The following is an 18,723-nucleotide window of genomic DNA, read 5'->3' as shown; positions in this document are numbered from 1 at the left end:
TGCAGTTAGAGTTGTTTTACCGTGGTCAACGTGGCCGATTGTACCAACGTTTACGTGCGGTTTTACGCGTTCAAACTTTTCTTTTGCCATTTTAAAAATTCCTATAAAGAAATTAAAGTCCGACCCGAAGATCGGACCGAACTAAAATTACTTAACAGCGCGAGCTGCAATAATAGATTCTGCTACGTTTTTAGCCGCTTCTGCGTACTTGAGGAATTCCATCGAGTACGAGGCACGACCTTGCGTGGCAGAACGTAAGTCAGTTGCATAACCGAACATTTCTGAAAGCGGAACCTCGGCGTTGATTTGTTTCAAACCGCCAGGTGCCTCATCCATGCCATCGATCATACCGCGACGACGGTTTAGGTCGCCTACAACATCACCCATGTTTGCTTCTGGAGTGATCACTTCAACCTTCATGATAGGCTCTAACAATACCGGGCTTGCTTCAAGCGCACCCTTACGCATTGCCAGTGCACCAGCGATCTTAAAGGCCATTTCGTTCGAGTCGACATCGTGGAATGAACCATCGAAAAGTGTCGCTTTTACGCCCAGTAGCGGATAACCAGCAAGAACACCTTGCTCCATCTGCTCGTGGAGACCTTTTTCTACCGCAGGAATGTATTCCTTCGGTACCGTACCACCGACGATTTCGTTAACGAATTCGAAGGTTGGTGCGTCATCATCACTGATATCAAGTGGTTCAAGTTTGACCCAAACGTGACCATACTGACCACGACCACCCGATTGACGTACAAACTTACCCTCAACCTCAACGGTTGAACGAATCGCTTCACGATAGGCAACCTGGGGCTTACCAACGTTACATTCAACATTGAATTCACGTTTCATACGATCGACGATGATATCCAGGTGAAGTTCACCCATACCAGAGATAATAGTCTGGCCAGATTCTTCGTCGGTCTGTACACGGAACGATGGGTCTTCTGCCGCTAGTTTACCTAGCGCCACGCCCATGCGGTCCTGGTCTGCCTTGGTTTTTGGCTCTACCGCAACAGAGATTACCGGCTCTGGGAATTCCATACGCTCAAGCGTAATAGGAGCATTACCATCGCACAGGGTATCACCTGTTGTAACGTCTTTGAGACCAATCGCAGCGGCGATATCGCCGGCACGAACTTCTTTGATCTCTTCGCGTGAGTTTGCGTGCATCTGAACGATACGACCGAAGCGCTCACGCTTTGATTTAACTGGGTTATAAACCGTATCACCCTGGCCCACTGTGCCCGAGTAAACACGGAAAAAGGTTAGCGTACCAACAAAGGGGTCGGTGGCAATCTTAAACGCCAGGGCCGAGAATGGCGCTTTGTCGTCTGCTGGGCGCGTGTCTTCGGTTACACCGTCTTCTAACACACCCTGGATTGCTTTGACTTCGGTTGGTGAAGGCATGTATTCAACAACGGCATCAAGCACGGCTTGAACACCCTTGTTTTTAAATGCACTACCGCAGGCCATTAGCACGATGTCGTTCGCTAAGGTGCGGGCGCGCAGGCCTTCTTTGATCTCAGCTTCGCTGAGCTCGCCTTCCTCTAAATATTTGTCCATTAGTTCTTCAGACGCTTCCGCAGCCGCTTCGATTAGCTCAGAGCGGTATTCTTCGGCTTGGTCTTGAAGTTCTGCCGGGATCTCTTCATAGCTGAAGGTCATGCCCTGGTCTTCGTCGTTCCAGTTGATGACTTTCATCTTGATAAGATCGATAACACCTTTAAATTCTTCTTCAGCACCGATAGGCAGCTGAATGGGAACAGGAGTAGCACCCAGGCGGGTTTTCACCTGGTCTACAACCGACAAAAAGTCGGCGCCAATGCGGTCCATCTTGTTTACGAAGATCAAACGAGGAACTTCGTATTTGTTGGCCTGGCGCCAAACTGTTTCTGTCTGTGGCTGTACACCTGATGAGGCACAAAGCACGACCACGGCACCATCTAGTACACGCAGTGAACGCTCAACTTCAATGGTGAAGTCTACGTGTCCAGGAGTGTCTATGATGTTGATGCGGTGATCGTCAAATTGCGCGTCCATCCCCTTCCAGAAACAAGTAGTCGCAGCAGACGTGATAGTGATACCACGCTCCTGCTCTTGCTCCATCCAGTCCATAGTTGCGGCACCATCATGTACCTCACCGATTTTGTGAGATAGGCCCGTGTAGAAAAGTACACGTTCCGTAGTGGTGGTTTTCCCCGCATCTACGTGAGCACAAATACCGATATTGCGGTAGCGCTCAATTGGAGTTGTACGTGCCATATTATCCTCTTAAAGGTTAAGGACAGATTACCAACGGTAATGAGCGAATGCTTTGTTCGCTTCAGCCATACGGTGAACGTCTTCACGTTTCTTAACCGCAGTGCCTTTGTTTTCAGCAGCGTCAACGATCTCTTGAGCCAGACGAAGGCCCATAGATTTTTCGCCACGCTTACGTGCAGCGTCAACTAACCAACGCATACCTAGTGCGTTGCGACGAACTGGACGTACTTCAACTGGTACTTGGTACGTTGAACCACCAACACGGCGAGATTTAACCTCAACCTGTGGGCGAACGTTTTCAAGTGCAGCTTCAAAGATTTCTAGGTGCGACTTGCCTGATTTCTCAGCAGCCACGTCTAGCGCACCATATACGATTTTTTCAGCAGTAGATTTTTTGCCGTCAAGCATTACTACGTTGACGAACTTTGCAAGTAATTCTGATCCGAACTTAGGATCTGGAAGAATTTTACGTTGACCTATAACGCGTCTTCTTGGCATTTTGAATCTCCGGTATCTTCAGGTCTGTCTTTTGAACAGATTCCCAAAACAATATTTATTAAAAATTTAAGTGCTTGGCCTTACTAACGGAGAACCATTAGCCCTTAGGGCGTTTTGCACCGTACTTAGAACGACCTTGTTTACGGTCATTTACGCCTGCACAGTCAAGTGCACCGCGAACAGTGTGGAAACGTACACCTGGTAAGTCTTTAACACGACCACCACGGATTAGGATTACACTGTGCTCTTGAAGGTTGTGACCTTCACCACCGATGTATGATGTTACTTCGAAACCGTTCGTTAGACGAACACGGGCTACTTTACGTAGAGCCGAGTTAGGTTTCTTAGGAGTAGTAGTATATACACGAGTACATACACCACGCTTTTGTGGACATGCCTTTAGCGCGGCTGAGTTACTTTTGGTAACCTTGCTGCGACGTGGCTTGCGCACTAGCTGGTTAATAGTTGCCATTAAATAGCTCCTGAAAAATTAAAATTACTACTGAAATTAAAAATTCCGCCCAATTTATCCGCAACAGTCACTGTAGCGAGTAAAAGGGTGGCGGAATTTTAATGAGCAAAGTTTAGCCTGTCAACCAAAACAATGCCCAGAGCAGCATTCTACCACTCCAGGCATGACTTAATTATGAAATTAAGTTTATTCTTGGTCGCCAGACAGATCTGCGTTTAGGGCGTCAGTTAGCGCTTGAGTTGCCTCTTCAGCACTTACTGTTGGCTCTAGCAGGTCCTCTGCATTTTGCTTGCGACGATTAGCGCGATCTTGGTGATACGCAAAGCCGGTACCGGCTGGGATCAAACGACCCACGATTACGTTCTCTTTCAGACCACGTAGCTCATCGCTCTTACCATTTACAGCGGCTTCGGTTAGGACACGCGTGGTCTCCTGGAACGAGGCTGCAGAAATGAATGATTCTGTAGCAAGTGACGCTTTGGTAATACCCATCAGCTGAATTTCAAACTTAGCTGGGATCTTACCTTGCTCTTCTAGGTCACGGTTCGCAATGTTTACACGTGCTACCTCAACCTGCTCACCGGCTAGGAATTCAGAGTCACCACCGTCAGTGATCAGACACTTACGTAGCATCTGACGGATCACGGTTTCAATGTGCTTATCGTTAATCTTTACACCTTGCAGACGGTAAACGTCTTGCACTTCGTTAACGATGTAGTTAGCAACATCGGTTACGCCACGTAGACGAAGGATGTCATGCGGAGACTCCGGACCATCGGCGATAACTTCACCTTTAGATACGATTTCACCTTCGAACACGTTAAGCTGACGCCACTTAGGAATCATCTCTTCGTATGCATCACCCTCTTCCGGTGTGATCACAAGACGTTTCTTACCCTTGGTCTCTTTACCAAAGCTAACCATACCTGAGATTTCAGCAAGGATTGCTGGATCTTTCGGCTTACGAGCTTCGAATAGGTCCGCTACGCGCGGTAGACCACCGGTGATGTCTCGAGTCTTCGAACCTTCTTGTGGAATACGCGCTAATACGTCACCTGGTTTAGATGTCGCACCATCGCTCACCTCGATTGTGGTGAATGACGGTAGGCGGATTTCCTGCAGGCCACGCTCTTCATTTTCAATGATTAGCTTAGGCTCTTTGGCGTTAACTTTCGCAAGGTCTTTAATAACCACACGTGTTAGGCCAGTCAGATCATCTGTCTGCGTTTCCGTGTTCGAATCGTCAATGTCGCTGAACGACACTTTTGACTCGTGTTCGATAATAATTGGGTGACTGTGCGGGTCCCACATAGCAACTATGTCGTTACCCTTCACTTCCGCACCGTCTTGTACAGTTAGTACTGCACCGTAAGGTACTTTATAACGCTCTTTCTCACGACCATGCTCATCGATGATGGTGATTTCAGTTGAACGTGAAGTGATTACAATCTTGCCTTCAGTGTTCAATACGAATTTCGCATTGTGCAGCTTAAGACGACCGTTGTTCTTAACTTGTACGCTGTTCTCTGCTGACGCTCGAGATGCCGCACCACCGATGTGGAAGGTACGCATCGTAAGCTGTGTACCCGGCTCACCGATTGACTGTGCCGCGATAACACCGACCGCTTCACCCGCATTGATGCGGTGGCCACGGGCAAGGTCACGACCGTAACAGTTCGAACATACGCCGAAGTCGTTGTCACAGGTGATAACAGAACGTACGCGTACTTCGTCCACTGAGTGCTCTTCTAGAAGGTCACACAGTTTCTCGTCAAGCATGATGTTACGCTCAACTAGTACAGTATCAGTACCTGGGATAACCACGTCTTCAGCAACCACACGACCTAGTACACGCTCGCGTAGCGGCTCAACTACGTCACCACCTTCGATTAGCGGCTTCATGGTTAGACCATCTTCGGTACCACAGTCTACTTCGTTGATTACCAAGTCTTGCGCTACGTCTACTAGACGACGCGTTAGGTAACCCGAGTTCGCTGTCTTCAATGCGGTATCGGCAAGACCTTTACGCGCACCGTGGGTCGAGATGAAGTACTGAAGTACGTTCAGACCTTCACGGAAGTTAGCCGTGATTGGTGTTTCGATGATTGAACCATCCGGACGTGCCATTAGACCACGCATACCCGCCAACTGACGGATCTGAGCAGCACTACCACGAGCGCCCGAGTCGGCCATCATAAACACTGAGTTGAATGAGTCTTGCTCTTCTTCAACGCCGTCAGCGTTGATTACAGTGTCTTTTGACAGGTTAGCCATCATTTCGCGTGAAAGGTTTTCGTTCACACGTGACCAGATATCGATAACCTTGTTGTACTTTTCACCGGCGGTTACAAGACCTGACTGGAACTGCTGGTTGATTTCAGCAACTTCTTCCTCGGCCGCTTCGATGATCTCAGCTTTAACCGGTGGAATTTCCATGTCATTGATACCGATAGACACACCCGACTTCATCGCGTAGTGGAAACCGGTGTACATAACCTGGTCGGCAAAGATAACGGTATCTTTAAGACCTAGTAGACGGTAACACTCGTTCAGCATGCCAGAGATTTGCTTCTTACCAAGTGGGCGGTTAACCAACTCGAACGGTAAGCCTTGTGGCATGATTAATGAGAAGATTGCACGACCTACAGTGGTGTCAACGATGCCAGTTACTTCACTTGAAGTACCGTCTTCGGCAATCACTGTTTGCGTCATACGTACTTTTACGCGTGCGTGTAGTTGCGCAACGCCGGTACGGTATGCTTTTTCAGCTTCTTTCGCGTCTTTAAATACCAGGCCTTCACCTTTGGCATTGATGCGGTCACGGGTCATGTAGTACAGACCCAATACAACGTCCTGTGAAGGTACGATGATTGGCTCACCGTTCGCAGGCGAAAGAATGTTGTTGGTTGACATCATCAACGCACGCGCTTCTAGCTGCGCTTCTAGCGTCAATGGTACGTGAACCGCCATTTGGTCACCGTCGAAGTCGGCGTTATACGCCGCACACACTAGTGGGTGCAGGTGAATCGCTTTACCTTCGATTAGTACCGGCTCAAACGCCTGGATACCCAAACGGTGAAGTGTCGGTGCACGGTTAAGTAGCACTGGGTGTTCACGAATTACTTCGTCTAGTACGTCCCAAACCTCTGGTACTTCACGCTCAACCATCTTCTTCGCAGCTTTGATGGTTGTCGCCATACCGCGGCGCTCTAGTTTGCCGTAGATGAATGGCTTGAATAGCTCAAGTGCCATTTTCTTAGGAAGACCACACTGGTGTAGTTTCAGTGTAGGACCTACGGTGATTACAGAACGGCCTGAGTAGTCAACACGCTTACCTAGAAGGTTTTGACGGAAACGACCTTGCTTACCTTTGATCATGTCTGCAAGCGACTTAAGAGGACGCTTGTTAGAACCTGTGATCGCACGGCCACGACGACCATTATCAAGTAGCGCATCTACCGCTTCTTGAAGCATACGCTTTTCGTTGCGTACGATGATGTCTGGTGCCGCTAGGTCAAGAAGGCGCTTCAAACGGTTGTTACGGTTGATAACACGACGGTATAGGTCGTTCAGATCAGAGGTCGCAAAACGACCGCCGTCTAGTGGTACTAGAGGACGTAGATCTGGTGGTAGAACCGGAAGAACAGTCATGATCATCCACTCTGGGTTGTTACCAGACTGGTGGAATGATTCCATCAACTTCAAGCGCTTAGTGATTTTCTTACGCTTGGTTTCTGAGTTGATAGTAGGTAGCTCTTCACGCATTTCTGCGATCAGCTGACCTAGGTCCAGTTCACGTAGCAGATCAAGTACAGCTTCTGCACCCATCTTAGCTTCGAACTCGTCGCCGTGCTCTTCAAGGGCATCCAGGTACTCTTCTTCGCCTAGTAGCTGGCCACGCTCAAGCGTAGTCATGCCAGGCTCGGTCACAACGAATGATTCGAAGTACAGTACGCGCTCGATGTCACGTAGCGTCATATCAAGCATTAAGCCGATACGAGACGGTAGTGATTTCAAGAACCAGATGTGGGCTACTGGGCTTGCAAGCTCGATGTGACCCATACGGTCACGACGTACTTTAGTCAGCGTTACTTCAACGCCACATTTTTCACAGATAACACCACGGTGTTTTAAGCGCTTGTATTTACCACACAAACACTCATAGTCTTTCACTGGGCCGAAGATACGGGCACAGAATAAGCCGTCACGCTCAGGCTTGAAAGTACGGTAGTTAATGGTCTCAGGTTTCTTTACTTCACCGAATGACCATGAACGCACCATGTCTGGCGAAGCAAGACCAATGCGAATTGCGTCGAATTCTTCGGTCTTATTTTGTTGCTTCAGAAACTTAAGTAAGTCTTTCACCTTAGCTCTCCTGTCGGAGGTTAATCTCGAGGGCAGAAATCCGCCCATTCATTCTTTTTGCAGGTAGTGGGCGCACTATGCGCCCAACCGGCTTATTCTTCTTCAAGCTCGATGTTGATACCGAGTGAACGGATTTCTTTCAACAATACGTTGAATGATTCCGGCATACCTGGCTCCATCTTGTGGTTGCCATCAACGATGTTCTTATACATCTTGGTACGACCGTTCACGTCATCCGACTTCACCGTCAACATCTCTTGTAGCGTGTAGGCTGCGCCGTACGCTTCAAGTGCCCATACTTCCATCTCACCGAAGCGCTGACCACCGAACTGAGCTTTACCACCCAGAGGCTGCTGCGTTACTAGGCTGTAAGAACCAGTTGAACGGGCGTGCATCTTGTCATCAACAAGGTGGTTCAGTTTCAGCATGTACATGTAACCTACGGTTACTTGACGCTCAAACTGGTCACCGGTACGACCGTCATACAGGGTTACCTGACCGCTTGATGGGTAGCCACCTAGCTCCAATAGCTCTTTGATTTCGCTTTCTTTAGCGCCATCGAAGGCCGGAGTTGCGATTGGTAGACCGCCTTTAAGGTGCTCGGCTAGACGACGAACTTCGTCATCTGAGAAGGTGTCGATGTCTACTTTCTGACGACATTCACCTAGCTCGTACGCTTTCTTGATGAATTCGCGCAGCTCGTGAAGTTCACGCTGCTCTTTCATCATTTCTTCGATACGCTCACCGATACCACGTGCCGCTAGGCCCATATGGGTTTCAAGGATCTGACCGATGTTCATACGTGATGGTACACCCAGTGGGTTCAACACGATATCTACGGTACGGCCCTTGTCATCGTAAGGCATGTCTTCTACAGGTACGATAGTCGAGATAACACCCTTGTTACCGTGACGACCCGCCATCTTATCACCTGGCTGGATGCGACGTTTAACCGCTAGGTAAACCTTCACAATCTTCAATACGCCCGGCGCTAAGTCATCACCTTGAGTGATCTTGCGACGCTTGGTTTCAAATTTCTTGTCGTACTCGGCCTTAAGCTCTTCGTACTGAGCAGCAAGTTGCTCTAGTTCAGCTTGCTTGTCTTCTTCGGCCAGGCTTTGCGTTAGGATCTTGTCAGCAGCAAGACCGGCTAGCTTGGCGGCGTCTACACCTGAATCGGTAAGAAGCTTGCGAGCACGGCTCAATACACCTTCTTCAAGGATCTTGAACTCTTCGTTGAAGTCTTTCTTGGCTTCACGCAGCTGCATTTCTTCGATTTCAAGCGCACGCTTGTCTTTTTCTACACCGTCACGGGTGAAGACCTGTACGTCGATAACAGTACCAGATACAGAGTTAGGTACGCGTAGCGAGCTGTCTTTAACGTCAGACGCTTTCTCACCAAAGATGGCGCGCAGTAGCTTCTCTTCTGGAGTAAGCTGGGTTTCGCCTTTCGGAGTTACTTTACCTACTAGGATGTCACCGCCTTTCACTTCTGCACCGATGTAAACAACGCCAGACTCATCCAGCTTGCCTAGTGCAGATTCACCCACGTTCGGGATATCGGCTGTGATTTCTTCCGGCCCAAGCTTGGTATCACGAGCAATACACTGAAGCTCTTGGATGTGGATAGTCGTTAGACGATCTTCTTTTACAACGTTCTCTGAAAGTAGGATTGAATCCTCGAAGTTGTAACCATTCCAAGGCATGAATGCCACGCGTAAGTTTTGACCAAGTGCCAGGTCACCTAGGTCTGTTGAAGGACCGTCGGCTAGTACGTCACCACGTACGATTGGCTCACCAACCATACAAGTTGGCTTTTGGTTAATACAGGTGTTCTGGTTAGAACGGGTGTACTTAGTCAGGTTGTAGATGTCGATACCGGCTTCACCAGGTACACGCTCATCTTCGTTTACGTTGATAACGATACGGCTCGCATCAGCGTAATCAACCACACCACCACGCTTAGCAACGATAGTTACACCTGAGTCTTTCGCAAGTGTAAGCTCGATACCTGTACCTACTAGCGGCTTATCGGCGCGTAGTGTAGGAACAGCCTGACGTTGCATGTTCGATCCCATCAATGCACGGTTCGCATCATCGTGCTCTAGGAATGGGATAAGGGCAGCAGCTACTGAGATAACCTGTTGTGGCGATACGTCCATATATTGGATGTCTTCGCGCGGCATCAAGGTTGATTCACCTTTGTGACGACAAGTAACCAGTTCTTCAATGAATTCGTTGTTATCGTTCAAGTCAACGTTTGCCTGAGCAATTACGAATTGACCTTCTTCGATAGCAGATAGGTAATCAACATCATCAGTTACAGAGCCATCTACCACTTTACGGTAAGGTGTTTCTAGGAAACCGAAGTCATTGGTACGTGCGTACGTAGACAATGAGTTGATTAGACCGATGTTTGGACCTTCAGGCGTTTCGATTGGACATACGCGACCGTAGTGCGTTACGTGTACGTCACGTACTTCGAAGCCTGCACGCTCACGCGTTAGACCGCCCGGACCTAATGCAGAAATACGACGCTTGTGCGTTACTTCTGAAAGCGGGTTGTTCTGGTCCATAAACTGTGAAAGCTGTGATGAACCAAAGAATTCTTTAACCGCCGCCGAGATAGGCTTAGCGTTGATCAGGTCTTGTGGCATGATGGCATCTAGATCGCCAAGGCTTAGGCGCTCACGTACCGCACGCTCAACACGTACTAGACCAACACGGAATTGGTTCTCAGCCATTTCGCCCACAGAACGAATACGACGGTTACCTAGGTGGTCGATATCATCCACATCGCCTTTACCGTTACGGATGTCGATAAGTACCTTCATTACCGAAACGATATCTTCTTTAGAAAGCGTACCCGGACCTTCGTCTGAGTCGTAACCAACACGGCTGTTGAACTTCATACGACCTACGGTTGATAGATCATAGCGCTCATCAGAGAAGAATAGGTTGTCGAATAGAGCTTCGGCCGCTTCTTTTGTTGGTGGCTCACCAGGGCGCATCATGCGGTAAATTTCCACAAGTGCTTCTAGGCGGTTGTTCGTTGAGTCGATACGTACCGTATCTGACATGTAAGCACCGCTGTCTACATCATTGATGTAAAGAGTTGCGATCTTAGTGTGACCTGCTTTAACAAGCTCAGCCATCAGCTCTAGCGATAGCTCGTCGTTAGCGTTGGCGATTACTTCACCAGTAGACTCATCGAAGTAGTTTTTAGCTAGTACGCGGCCAATGATGTACTCGTGTGGTACTTCTAACTGGTCGATGCCTTTTTTCTCGATGGTTTTGATATGACGCGCAGTTACACGGCGGCCTTGCTCAACCAATACTTCACCGTCTTCGCTCTTGATTTCAAAAGCAGCGGTTTCACCACGCAGACGCGAAGGCACAAGTTCCATAAGAACTTTACCGTCAGTCACTTCAAAGGTCGTGGTTTCAAAGAAGATGTTTAGGATTTCTTCAGTTGAGAAATCAAGGGCACGCAGAATGATCGACGCAGGAAGTTTACGACGACGGTCAATACGTACATACAGGTTATCTTTAGCATCGAATTCGAAGTCGAGCCAAGAACCACGGTAAGGGATAACGCGGGCGTTATAAAGAACCTTGCCCGACGAGTGGGTTTTACCACGGTCGTTATCAAAGAATACACCAGGTGAACGGTGTAGCTGAGAAACAATAACACGCTCAGTACCATTGATAACAAAGGTACCTGTGTCGGTCATGAGCGGAATCTCGCCCATGTAAACTTCTTGCTCTTTGATGTCTTTAACAGTGCCAGGTGCTTCTTTGTCCATAAGCACTAGACGAAGTTTCACGCGAAGTGGAGCAGAATATGTCACGCCGCGAATTTGACATTCTTTAACGTCGAATACTGGCTCACCAATACGATAACTTACGTATTGAAGCTCAGAATTGCCCGAGTAGCTTTTAATCGGGAAAACGGAACGGAAAGCTGCTTCCAAACCGAAATCACCGTCAGCGTCCGGCGTTAAGAATTTTTTAAACGATTCTAGCTGCATCTGCAGTAAGAAAGGCACATCCAACACCTGTGGACGTTTACCAAAATCCTTACGGATACGTTTCTTTTCAGAATAAGAGTAAGCCATGGGGTTCCTCAGCTTGCTGATCTTTGACCCTACCTGTTCTTGTAAGAACAGGACTTCATTGACGATATGCCAATTTCTACAACATTTAGAGTTGCGTCCAAATGTCACTGCTATTGCCAATAATTGGTGTAACTAATTGATAATAATAGTGAAATTTGATTATAGAGAGCGCAACAGTGGATTTTCTCTCTATAGCGCAAAAGGGCCGGTGATTAAATAATCACCAGCCCTTGCCTGATTTCTCAGGCAGCGAACCTAGCGTATGCTAGATTACTTGATCTCAACTTCAGCACCAGCTTCTTCAAGATCTTTCTTAAGTGCTTCAGCTTCTTCCTTAGATACACCTTCTTTGATAGGTGCAGGAGCTGATTCAACAAGAGCTTTCGCTTCTTTAAGGCCAAGACCTGTAGCGCCACGTACTGCTTTGATAGCAGCAACTTTGTTAGCGCCAGCGCCAGCTAGGATTACGTCGAACTCAGTCTTCTCTTCAGCAGCTTCAGCAGGACCAGCAGCAACAACAGCAGCAGCTGCAGTTACGCCGAACTTTTCTTCCATTGCTTCAACTAGTTCAACAACTTCCATTACTGACATTTCAGCAATAGCGTCAAGGATTTGGTCTTTAGTTACAGACATTGTAAATTTCCTAATATTCTCGAACCTTGCGGTTCATTAAATTCAATACACCGATAAAGAACAATAGCTTATAAATAAAAATTAAGCAGCTTGTTCTTGTTTCTGGTCGCGAACTGCAGCAAGAGTTTTTGCCAGCTTGCCCGCAGAAGCTTCTTTCATAGCGCTCATTAGACGTGCAACAGCTTCGTCGTATGTAGGTAGCTTAGCAAGCATATCTACATCAACTAGTGAACCGTCAAAAGCGGCCGTTTTAAGCTCAAACGCTTCGTGCTTCTTGGCGAAATCTTTGAAGATACGCGCAGCAGCACCTGGGTGCTCTGAAGAGAAAGCGATTAGGCTTGGGCCTACTAGTGATTCGGTTAGACACTCGTATTCAGTACCTTCAACAGCACGGCGAGCTAGGGTGTTACGAACAACTTTCATCCATACACCAGCTGCACGAGCTTCTTTACGAAGGCCTGTGATAGCGTCTACTGTTACACCACGAGAATCTGCAACAACTGCAGATAGAGCACCTTTGGCAGCTTCGTTGACTTCAGCAACAATTGCTTTTTTGTCTTGAAGGTTTAAAGCCATGGGTGTTACTCCTGGTTGTGAGGAACTTACATCCCTCAGTTTTACTCTACTCCACCAATCAATTAGCGGAGTTGCTTGTTACGGCGAGAGCCAGAAGATTAGGAAAAATCTAGCTGGGATTCACACCGTCTACGTAGGAGATTAAGCAATGAAACACTGCACCTACGGTCTTGGACGGAAGCCAATTTAACTTGGCTTCAACCCGAATTTGTTGTTTTGTTGAGACGTTTTCTCAACAAAATGGCGCGAAATTATAGTATAAAAATCGCGCCACGTAAACTCTTTAATTACGATACTTGCGTGCTTAGAGAGTTTTGGTCAACAGAAACACCTGCGCCCATAGTCGTAGAGATGCTTACTTTCTTGATGAAAGTACCTTTCGCTTGAGAAGGCTTAGCTTTCTTAAGCGCTACGATTAGAGACTCAAGGTTTTCTTGTAGTTGCTCAGCTGTGAAATCCACTTTACCGATAGTAGTGTGGATGATGCCGTTCTTGTCGTTACGGTAACGAACCTGACCAGCTTTAGCATTTTTAACTGCTTCTGCAACGTTAGGAGTTACAGTACCAGTTTTAGGGTTAGGCATAAGACCACGTGGACCTAGGATTTGACCTAGTTGACCAACAACGCGCATTGCATCTGGAGAAGCAACAACTACGTCGAAGTTCATCTCGCCTTTCTTAACTAGTTCAGCAAGATCTTCCATACCTACGATGTCAGCACCTGCTTCTTTCGCTGCTTCTGCATTTGCACCAGCGGTGAATACAGCTACGCGAACGTCACGGCCAGTACCGTGAGGAAGAACAGTTGCGCCACGTACGTTCTGGTCAGATTTACGTGCATCGATACCAAGGTTAACAGCAACGTCAACACTTTCAACGAACTTAGCAGTCGCTAGCTCTTTAAGAAGCGCTACAGCTTCGTTGATTTCGTAATCTTTAGTTACTTCCACTTTCTCGCGGATAGTACGCATACGTTTAGTTAGTTTTGCCATTATCTTAGTCCTCTACGTTCAAGCCCATTGCACGCGCAGAACCTGCGATAGTGCGTACCGCAGCGTCCATGTCGGCCGCTGTAAGGTCAGGTTTCTTCATCTCAACGATTTCTTCTAGTTGAGCACGAGTAACAGTACCTACTTTTTCAGTATTAGGACGGCCTGAACCAGACTTGATACCAGCAGCTTTCTTAAGAAGGTAAGCAGCAGGTGGTGTCTTCATTTCAAACGTGAATGAACGGTCGCCGTAAACTGAGATGATTACAGGAACCGGAGCGCCTTTCTCTAGTGATTCTGTACGGGCGTTGAACGCTTTACAGAATTCCATGATGTTAACACCGTGTTGACCTAGAGCAGGACCTACTGGTGGACTAGGGTTAGCCATACCAGCAGCAACTTGTAGCTTGATTAAAGCTTCAACTTTTTTAGCCATGATTATACCTCGTTAGGTGGGTCTTAGCCTCGTGCGCGCGAGGACGCGTACTCAAACGGCTTCCCAATTTAAAAATTTAGTGCGCTTTTTGCCCATACTAAAGTGCAGAACACCGAGCACGAATACAAAAAGGCCGCTGATTATAAGTTAATCAGCGGCCTTTTTCAATACGATTTTGTCGTTTAAGTAGACAAATTATTTGTCTTGCTCTACCTGGCTGAACTCCAGCTCAACCGGCGTCGAACGACCAAAGATAAGTACAGATACTTTTACGCGGCTTTTCTCGTAATCCACTTCTTCAACAACACCGTTGAAGTCGGCGAAAGGACCATCAACAACACGTACCACTTCACCCGGCTCAAACAGAGTCGCAGGCTTAGGCGCTTCGGCATTTTCTTGTAGACGGTTAAGAATACGATCCGCTTCTTTTTTGCTGATTGGCGCTGGACGGTCAGAAGTACCGCCGATAAAGCCCATCACGCGAGGCGTGCTGTTCACTAAGTGCCAGCTGGCATCGTTCATGTCCATTTCAACCAGAACATAGCCCGGGAAGAACTTACGCTCTGATTTGCGCTTTTGACCGGCGCGCATTTCCACTACTTCTTCAGTAGGTACTAGCACTTCACCAAAGCTGTCTTCCAGACCCTGGATTTGAATATGCTCTTTGATGGTTTGTGCTACACGCTTCTCAAAACCTGAGAAAGCCTGAATCACATACCAGCGTAATTTCTTTTCTTTGTTCTCTTCCGTCATGGGACTAGATCTCCAACCCAGTTAAAAAGCCTACTACTCGGAATAAAATTCCGTCCAATCCCCAAAGGATTAGTGCCATGATAACTGTTGCAATCATTACGATGAAGGTAGTGTGTATGGTTTCCTGACGCGTAGGCCAAACCACTTTACGTACTTCGATGCGTGCTTCTTTCGCGAAATTGATAAAGTTACGACCCTTTTCTGTGGTCGCTGCTACCGCTAAGGAGATAGCCACTGCCGCAACAACACCGATAGCTCTAAGTAGTGCAGACTCTTCACCATATACGGTGTTACCTACTACCGCTGCTACCAGTAACGCGATGGCGAATAGCCACTTTACCCAGTCCATCGAGCTTGACGGGTTTTCTACATTTGCACTCATAATTCCTGATACCTTAAATACAGACACAACAACCCCGTCACTTGACAGGGTAAATCTATCCAAATCTAACCTTAAAAAATTGCTTTTAAAACAGATTTTTAAACTTAGACTTACTAGCTGAAAAGTGGCAGGGGCGGAGAGATTCGAACTCCCAACCGTCGGTTTTGGAGACCGCTGTTCTACCAATTGGAACTACGCCCCTGCAAAGTGGATGCCCATTATACTGACCAACCGCGCTAACACAAGAGTAAAAGCCAGCCACATATAAAATTAATTGCGCGCTTTTAGTCCGTTCAATCTTTGTATAGCAGCAGAGGTTGCTCTTCGCCACGCCAATCGCTTAACAACCAGATTTGCTCAAACTGATGCGTCTTTGGCACCGGTAAAGTACGCAAAACGGCAATAAAGTCCTCTCTTTGCCATAGTGTGCTGGCATTGCGGATCAGCAGCCATACTCGCTTACTGTCGTATTTTTTGCTGGCTTTGGCGCTTAACAATCGGCCCAGGGCAAAGGACAGTTGCTCCGAGCTCGGATTCAAAGCCAGTTGTGCCAGTTGGCGTTGGATATCCAGACCCAACACCCGCCCCAGCACCGCCATGGCCTCGTGTTCATTGGCATACAGGTGGGCGATCTCTATGTCCAGACGCTCTTCGTCCATATAACAGCTAACGTCGGGCTTGGCCGGCTCATTATGCCAGATATGGCGCATCGGCGTATGATAGGTGCGCTCATAAGCACGCAAAAAAAGCCGCGCCGCTTCATGCTCTAATTGTAATTTTTCTGTTTCGCTGTCTGTCATAAGGCGCGATACAAGTCTTCTAAAAGCGCCGAAGCGCCAAAACGAAAATGAGCGGGAGCCAACCAGTGATCGCCCATTTCTTTATCGGCCAAAGCCATATACTGCTGCGCCTGTGCCAGGGTTCTGACACCGCCGGAAACCTTTAGCCCTACATCCTGGCCGCTTTGCTTTATTTCTGCCAGCATCACAGCCACGGCTTCATAAGTGGCATTGACCGCCACCTTGCCTGTGCTGGTTTTAACAAAATCGGCGCCACCGGCGATGGCAATGCGGGTCGCCTGCGCTACCTGAGGCAAACTGAGCTCGCCACTTTCGATGATCACCTTAAGCCGGGCTCGACCAGCACACAGCTCTTTTGAACGGCGCACATAATCCAAGGGCGTTTGTTCATCCCCCGCCTGCAAGCGCTTATAGGGCAGGACCAAATCAATTTCATCGGCGCCTAGGGCCAGTGCCAACTCGGTTTCGCGTAACACTTCATCTAAAGGCTGATCGCCATGTGGAAAATTGGTCACGGTCGCCAAGGCTGGGGGCTGAGAAAAGTGCATCTGCATATAGGCGCGCACATAGGTTAACCACTGCGGATAGATGCAAATCGCCGCAGGTAAGGGCTTATCCGCCGACAACTGCTGCAAAAACGCTTTGATATCTTGCTCCTCATCCCGCTCATCCAAACGCGTAAAATCCAAACAGGCCAATGCCCGCAAGGCGTCATCTGCTGCACTCATTTCCACACCCTCCTTTTTCCGCTACACCTATACTAACATTCAAACGGAATTCTTAAATCCCCTTCCCGGCTGTTTTATAAAACTCCGTTAACGCTTTATTTTTATTGGCTTAAGCCATTTCGAAAGTCAGCATATAACTTTTGGTTATATAAGCTTGGAACAAATTATTTTTTAACCATTGGGGCTGGCATTATGCTTTGCAGCTCTAACGAATCTTAGGGTTCGCTATTTTTTAGTTGCTTGGAACAGGTGGTAACGCGTGCAATATTTTCCCATATTCACAAAATTAGATAATAAGCCGGTACTGGTCGTAGGCGGCGGCGAAGTGGCCCTGCGTAAGGCAACGGCCATGCTCAAGGCGGGTGCCAAACTGACGCTGATCGCGCCTGAATTTTGCACGCAACTAGAGAACTTGGCACAAGCACAAAAAATCACCCTGATTCGCGCCGAATTTAACGCCGAGCAGCTAAAGGGCTTTATGCTGGTGATCGCCGCTACCGACAGTGAAACGGTCAATGCCCAGGTACAAACGGCCGCCGATGAACAGCACATTTTCGTTAATGTGGTCGATGATCAGCCCAAGTGCAGCTTTATTTTCCCATCGATTGTTGACCGCAGCCCGGTGACTATCGCTATTTCAAGTGCCGGCACTGCGCCTGTACTGGCAAGACGTCTGCGGGAAAAACTTGAGACCTTGATCCCACAGCACATTGGCCCATTGGCCAATCTGGTCGGTCGTTTTCGTTCGCAGGTAAAGCAGCGCTTTACCCACTTTGCCGACCGCCGTCAGTTTTGGGAGCAGGTGTTTGACTCCAATGTGGTGAGTGAAGTGCAAAAAGGCAATGAAGAACAGGCCTATACGCAACTGCAGCAAATGCTGAATGACACCCCAGCGCCCAAGGGCGAGGTGTATGTGATTGGCGCCGGCCCAGGCGACCCGGAATTATTGACGCTCAAAGCCTTACAGCTAATGCAGCAGGCCGATGTGGTGGTTTACGACTACCTAGTGTCCGACGAAATTATGGAGCTGGTACGCCGCGATGCCGACCTTATTTGTGTGGGCAAGCGCGCCGGTGATCACAGCGTGCCGCAAGAGCGCACCAATGAAATCCTGGTGGAGCTGGCGCAGCAAGGCAAAAAAGTCTGCCGTATTAAGGGCGGCGACCCCTTTATTTATGGTCGCGGTGGCGAAGAAGTGCAGGTACTGGCCGAGCATGGCGTCAGCTATCAAATCGTCCCAGGCATTACCGCGGCAGCGGGCTGTAGCGCTTACGCCGGTATTCCGCTGACCCACAGGGATCACGCGCAGAGCATTCAGTTTGTAACCGGCCACTGTAAAAAAGAGGGTCAGGAGCTGGATTGGCAGTCCCTTGCTAAGCCCAATCAAACCCTGGCGATTTACATGGGGGTGATGAAATCTCCGGATATCAAGGCACAACTTATTGACCATGGCCGCAGTCCGGCAACACCGGTGGCCATAGTAGAAAACGGCACGCGCAAAGAACAGCGCGTGGTTACGGGCACCCTGGCACAGTTAGACGAGTTGGTGACTCAACATAATATTCAGTCACCGGCCTTACTCATAGTAGGTGAAGTAGCCTCATTACATCGGCAGTTGGCCTGGTTTGGCAATACCGCGCAAACCAGCAGCCTGGCGCAGCCCCTGACCGATGTGGCATAACACCCTATGGCAAATTTATTAAGAGTT

Annotated in this window: 15 protein-coding genes and 1 tRNA gene; 1 reads left to right on the top strand and 15 read right to left on the bottom strand. The window is 48.3% G+C overall.

The window, feature by feature from the left end; genetic code table 11:
* The 15 genes from C2M34_RS01280 to deoC all read right to left on the bottom strand — a co-directional run.
* Nucleotides 1-90: GTP-binding protein (locus tag C2M34_RS01280; RefSeq protein WP_233997923.1), on the bottom strand; the 90-nt coding region annotated here is incomplete at its 3' end.
* A gap of 57 nt (nucleotides 91-147) precedes the next feature.
* On the bottom strand, nucleotides 148-2,265 hold the full coding sequence (gene fusA, locus C2M34_RS01275; RefSeq protein ID WP_105199928.1) for an elongation factor G: 2,118 nt from the start codon (nucleotides 2,263-2,265) through the stop codon (nucleotides 148-150).
* A 27-nt stretch (nucleotides 2,266-2,292) separates the two neighbouring features.
* Complete coding sequence (gene rpsG, locus C2M34_RS01270) at nucleotides 2,293-2,763, bottom strand: 30S ribosomal protein S7 (RefSeq protein WP_105199929.1); 471 nt, start codon at nucleotides 2,761-2,763, stop codon at nucleotides 2,293-2,295.
* Between the two features lie 97 nt (nucleotides 2,764-2,860).
* Nucleotides 2,861-3,235 carry a 30S ribosomal protein S12 gene (rpsL, locus tag C2M34_RS01265; protein ID WP_010387308.1) on the bottom strand — a complete coding sequence of 125 codons (375 nt, stop codon included), beginning with the start codon at nucleotides 3,233-3,235 and terminating at the stop codon, nucleotides 2,861-2,863.
* 186 nt (nucleotides 3,236-3,421) lie between these two features.
* Nucleotides 3,422-7,600, bottom strand: coding sequence for a DNA-directed RNA polymerase subunit beta' (gene rpoC / locus C2M34_RS01260; protein ID WP_105199930.1), 4,179 nt, complete (start codon nucleotides 7,598-7,600; stop codon nucleotides 3,422-3,424).
* Between the two features lie 92 nt (nucleotides 7,601-7,692).
* The gene (rpoB, locus tag C2M34_RS01255) at nucleotides 7,693-11,718 is read right to left on the bottom strand and encodes a DNA-directed RNA polymerase subunit beta (RefSeq protein ID WP_105199931.1); all 4,026 of its coding nucleotides are present in this window, start codon (nucleotides 11,716-11,718) and stop codon (nucleotides 7,693-7,695) included.
* A 270-nt stretch (nucleotides 11,719-11,988) separates the two neighbouring features.
* Entirely contained in the window at nucleotides 11,989-12,351 is a 363-nt protein-coding gene (gene rplL / locus C2M34_RS01250; RefSeq protein WP_105189354.1) for a 50S ribosomal protein L7/L12, read from the bottom strand.
* 81 nt (nucleotides 12,352-12,432) lie between these two features.
* Entirely contained in the window at nucleotides 12,433-12,927 is a 495-nt protein-coding gene (rplJ, locus tag C2M34_RS01245; RefSeq protein WP_105199932.1) for a 50S ribosomal protein L10, read from the bottom strand.
* 287 nt (nucleotides 12,928-13,214) lie between these two features.
* A complete protein-coding gene (rplA, locus tag C2M34_RS01240) occupies nucleotides 13,215-13,919 on the bottom strand; it encodes a 50S ribosomal protein L1 (protein ID WP_105199933.1) in 705 nt (234 codons plus the stop codon).
* A 4-nt stretch (nucleotides 13,920-13,923) separates the two neighbouring features.
* Entirely contained in the window at nucleotides 13,924-14,352 is a 429-nt protein-coding gene (gene rplK / locus C2M34_RS01235) for a 50S ribosomal protein L11 (protein ID WP_105199934.1), read from the bottom strand.
* A gap of 195 nt (nucleotides 14,353-14,547) precedes the next feature.
* Complete coding sequence (nusG, locus tag C2M34_RS01230) at nucleotides 14,548-15,105, bottom strand: transcription termination/antitermination protein NusG (RefSeq protein ID WP_105199935.1); 558 nt, start codon at nucleotides 15,103-15,105, stop codon at nucleotides 14,548-14,550.
* Nucleotides 15,106-15,109: 4 nt separating this feature from the next.
* Nucleotides 15,110-15,487 carry a preprotein translocase subunit SecE gene (secE, locus tag C2M34_RS01225; protein ID WP_105199936.1) on the bottom strand — a complete coding sequence of 126 codons (378 nt, stop codon included), beginning with the start codon at nucleotides 15,485-15,487 and terminating at the stop codon, nucleotides 15,110-15,112.
* Nucleotides 15,488-15,612: 125 nt separating this feature from the next.
* A tRNA-Trp gene (locus tag C2M34_RS01220) sits at nucleotides 15,613-15,689 on the bottom strand.
* 91 nt (nucleotides 15,690-15,780) lie between these two features.
* Nucleotides 15,781-16,287, bottom strand: a complete 507-nt coding sequence (locus C2M34_RS01215) for a hypothetical protein (protein WP_105199937.1) — start codon at nucleotides 16,285-16,287, stop codon at nucleotides 15,781-15,783.
* A complete protein-coding gene (gene deoC, locus C2M34_RS01210) occupies nucleotides 16,284-17,015 on the bottom strand; it encodes a deoxyribose-phosphate aldolase (protein ID WP_105257858.1) in 732 nt (243 codons plus the stop codon). The genes C2M34_RS01215 and deoC overlap by 4 nt, the downstream gene beginning before the upstream one ends.
* A gap of 259 nt (nucleotides 17,016-17,274) precedes the next feature.
* Here deoC and cysG point away from each other — a divergent pair, with 259 nt between their 5' ends.
* Entirely contained in the window at nucleotides 17,275-18,696 is a 1,422-nt protein-coding gene (gene cysG / locus C2M34_RS01205) for a siroheme synthase CysG (protein WP_105257857.1), read from the top strand.
* Nucleotides 18,697-18,723: the final 27 nt, after the last annotated feature.

Origin of the sequence: Pseudoalteromonas sp. T1lg88 (assembly GCF_002964765.1) — a bacterium.
In the GTDB taxonomy this organism is placed as follows: domain Bacteria; phylum Pseudomonadota; class Gammaproteobacteria; order Enterobacterales; family Alteromonadaceae; genus Pseudoalteromonas.
This window is presented reverse-complemented; position numbering and strand designations above follow the sequence as displayed.

Coding starts and splice junctions, on each gene's coding strand:
- fusA (WP_105199928.1), bottom strand. CDS start 2,265: ATGGCACGTACAACTCCAATTGAGCGCTACCGCAATATCGGTATTTGT.
- rpsG (WP_105199929.1), bottom strand. CDS start 2,763: ATGCCAAGAAGACGCGTTATAGGTCAACGTAAAATTCTTCCAGATCCT.
- rpsL (WP_010387308.1), bottom strand. CDS start 3,235: ATGGCAACTATTAACCAGCTAGTGCGCAAGCCACGTCGCAGCAAGGTT.
- rpoB (WP_105199931.1), bottom strand. CDS start 11,718: ATGGCTTACTCTTATTCTGAAAAGAAACGTATCCGTAAGGATTTTGGT.
- rplL (WP_105189354.1), bottom strand. CDS start 12,351: ATGTCTGTAACTAAAGACCAAATCCTTGACGCTATTGCTGAAATGTCA.
- rplJ (WP_105199932.1), bottom strand. CDS start 12,927: ATGGCTTTAAACCTTCAAGACAAAAAAGCAATTGTTGCTGAAGTCAAC.
- rplA (WP_105199933.1), bottom strand. CDS start 13,919: ATGGCAAAACTAACTAAACGTATGCGTACTATCCGCGAGAAAGTGGAA.
- rplK (WP_105199934.1), bottom strand. CDS start 14,352: ATGGCTAAAAAAGTTGAAGCTTTAATCAAGCTACAAGTTGCTGCTGGT.
- nusG (WP_105199935.1), bottom strand. CDS start 15,105: ATGACGGAAGAGAACAAAGAAAAGAAATTACGCTGGTATGTGATTCAG.
- secE (WP_105199936.1), bottom strand. CDS start 15,487: ATGAGTGCAAATGTAGAAAACCCGTCAAGCTCGATGGACTGGGTAAAG.
- C2M34_RS01215 (WP_105199937.1), bottom strand. CDS start 16,287: ATGACAGACAGCGAAACAGAAAAATTACAATTAGAGCATGAAGCGGCG.
- deoC (WP_105257858.1), bottom strand. CDS start 17,015: ATGAGTGCAGCAGATGACGCCTTGCGGGCATTGGCCTGTTTGGATTTT.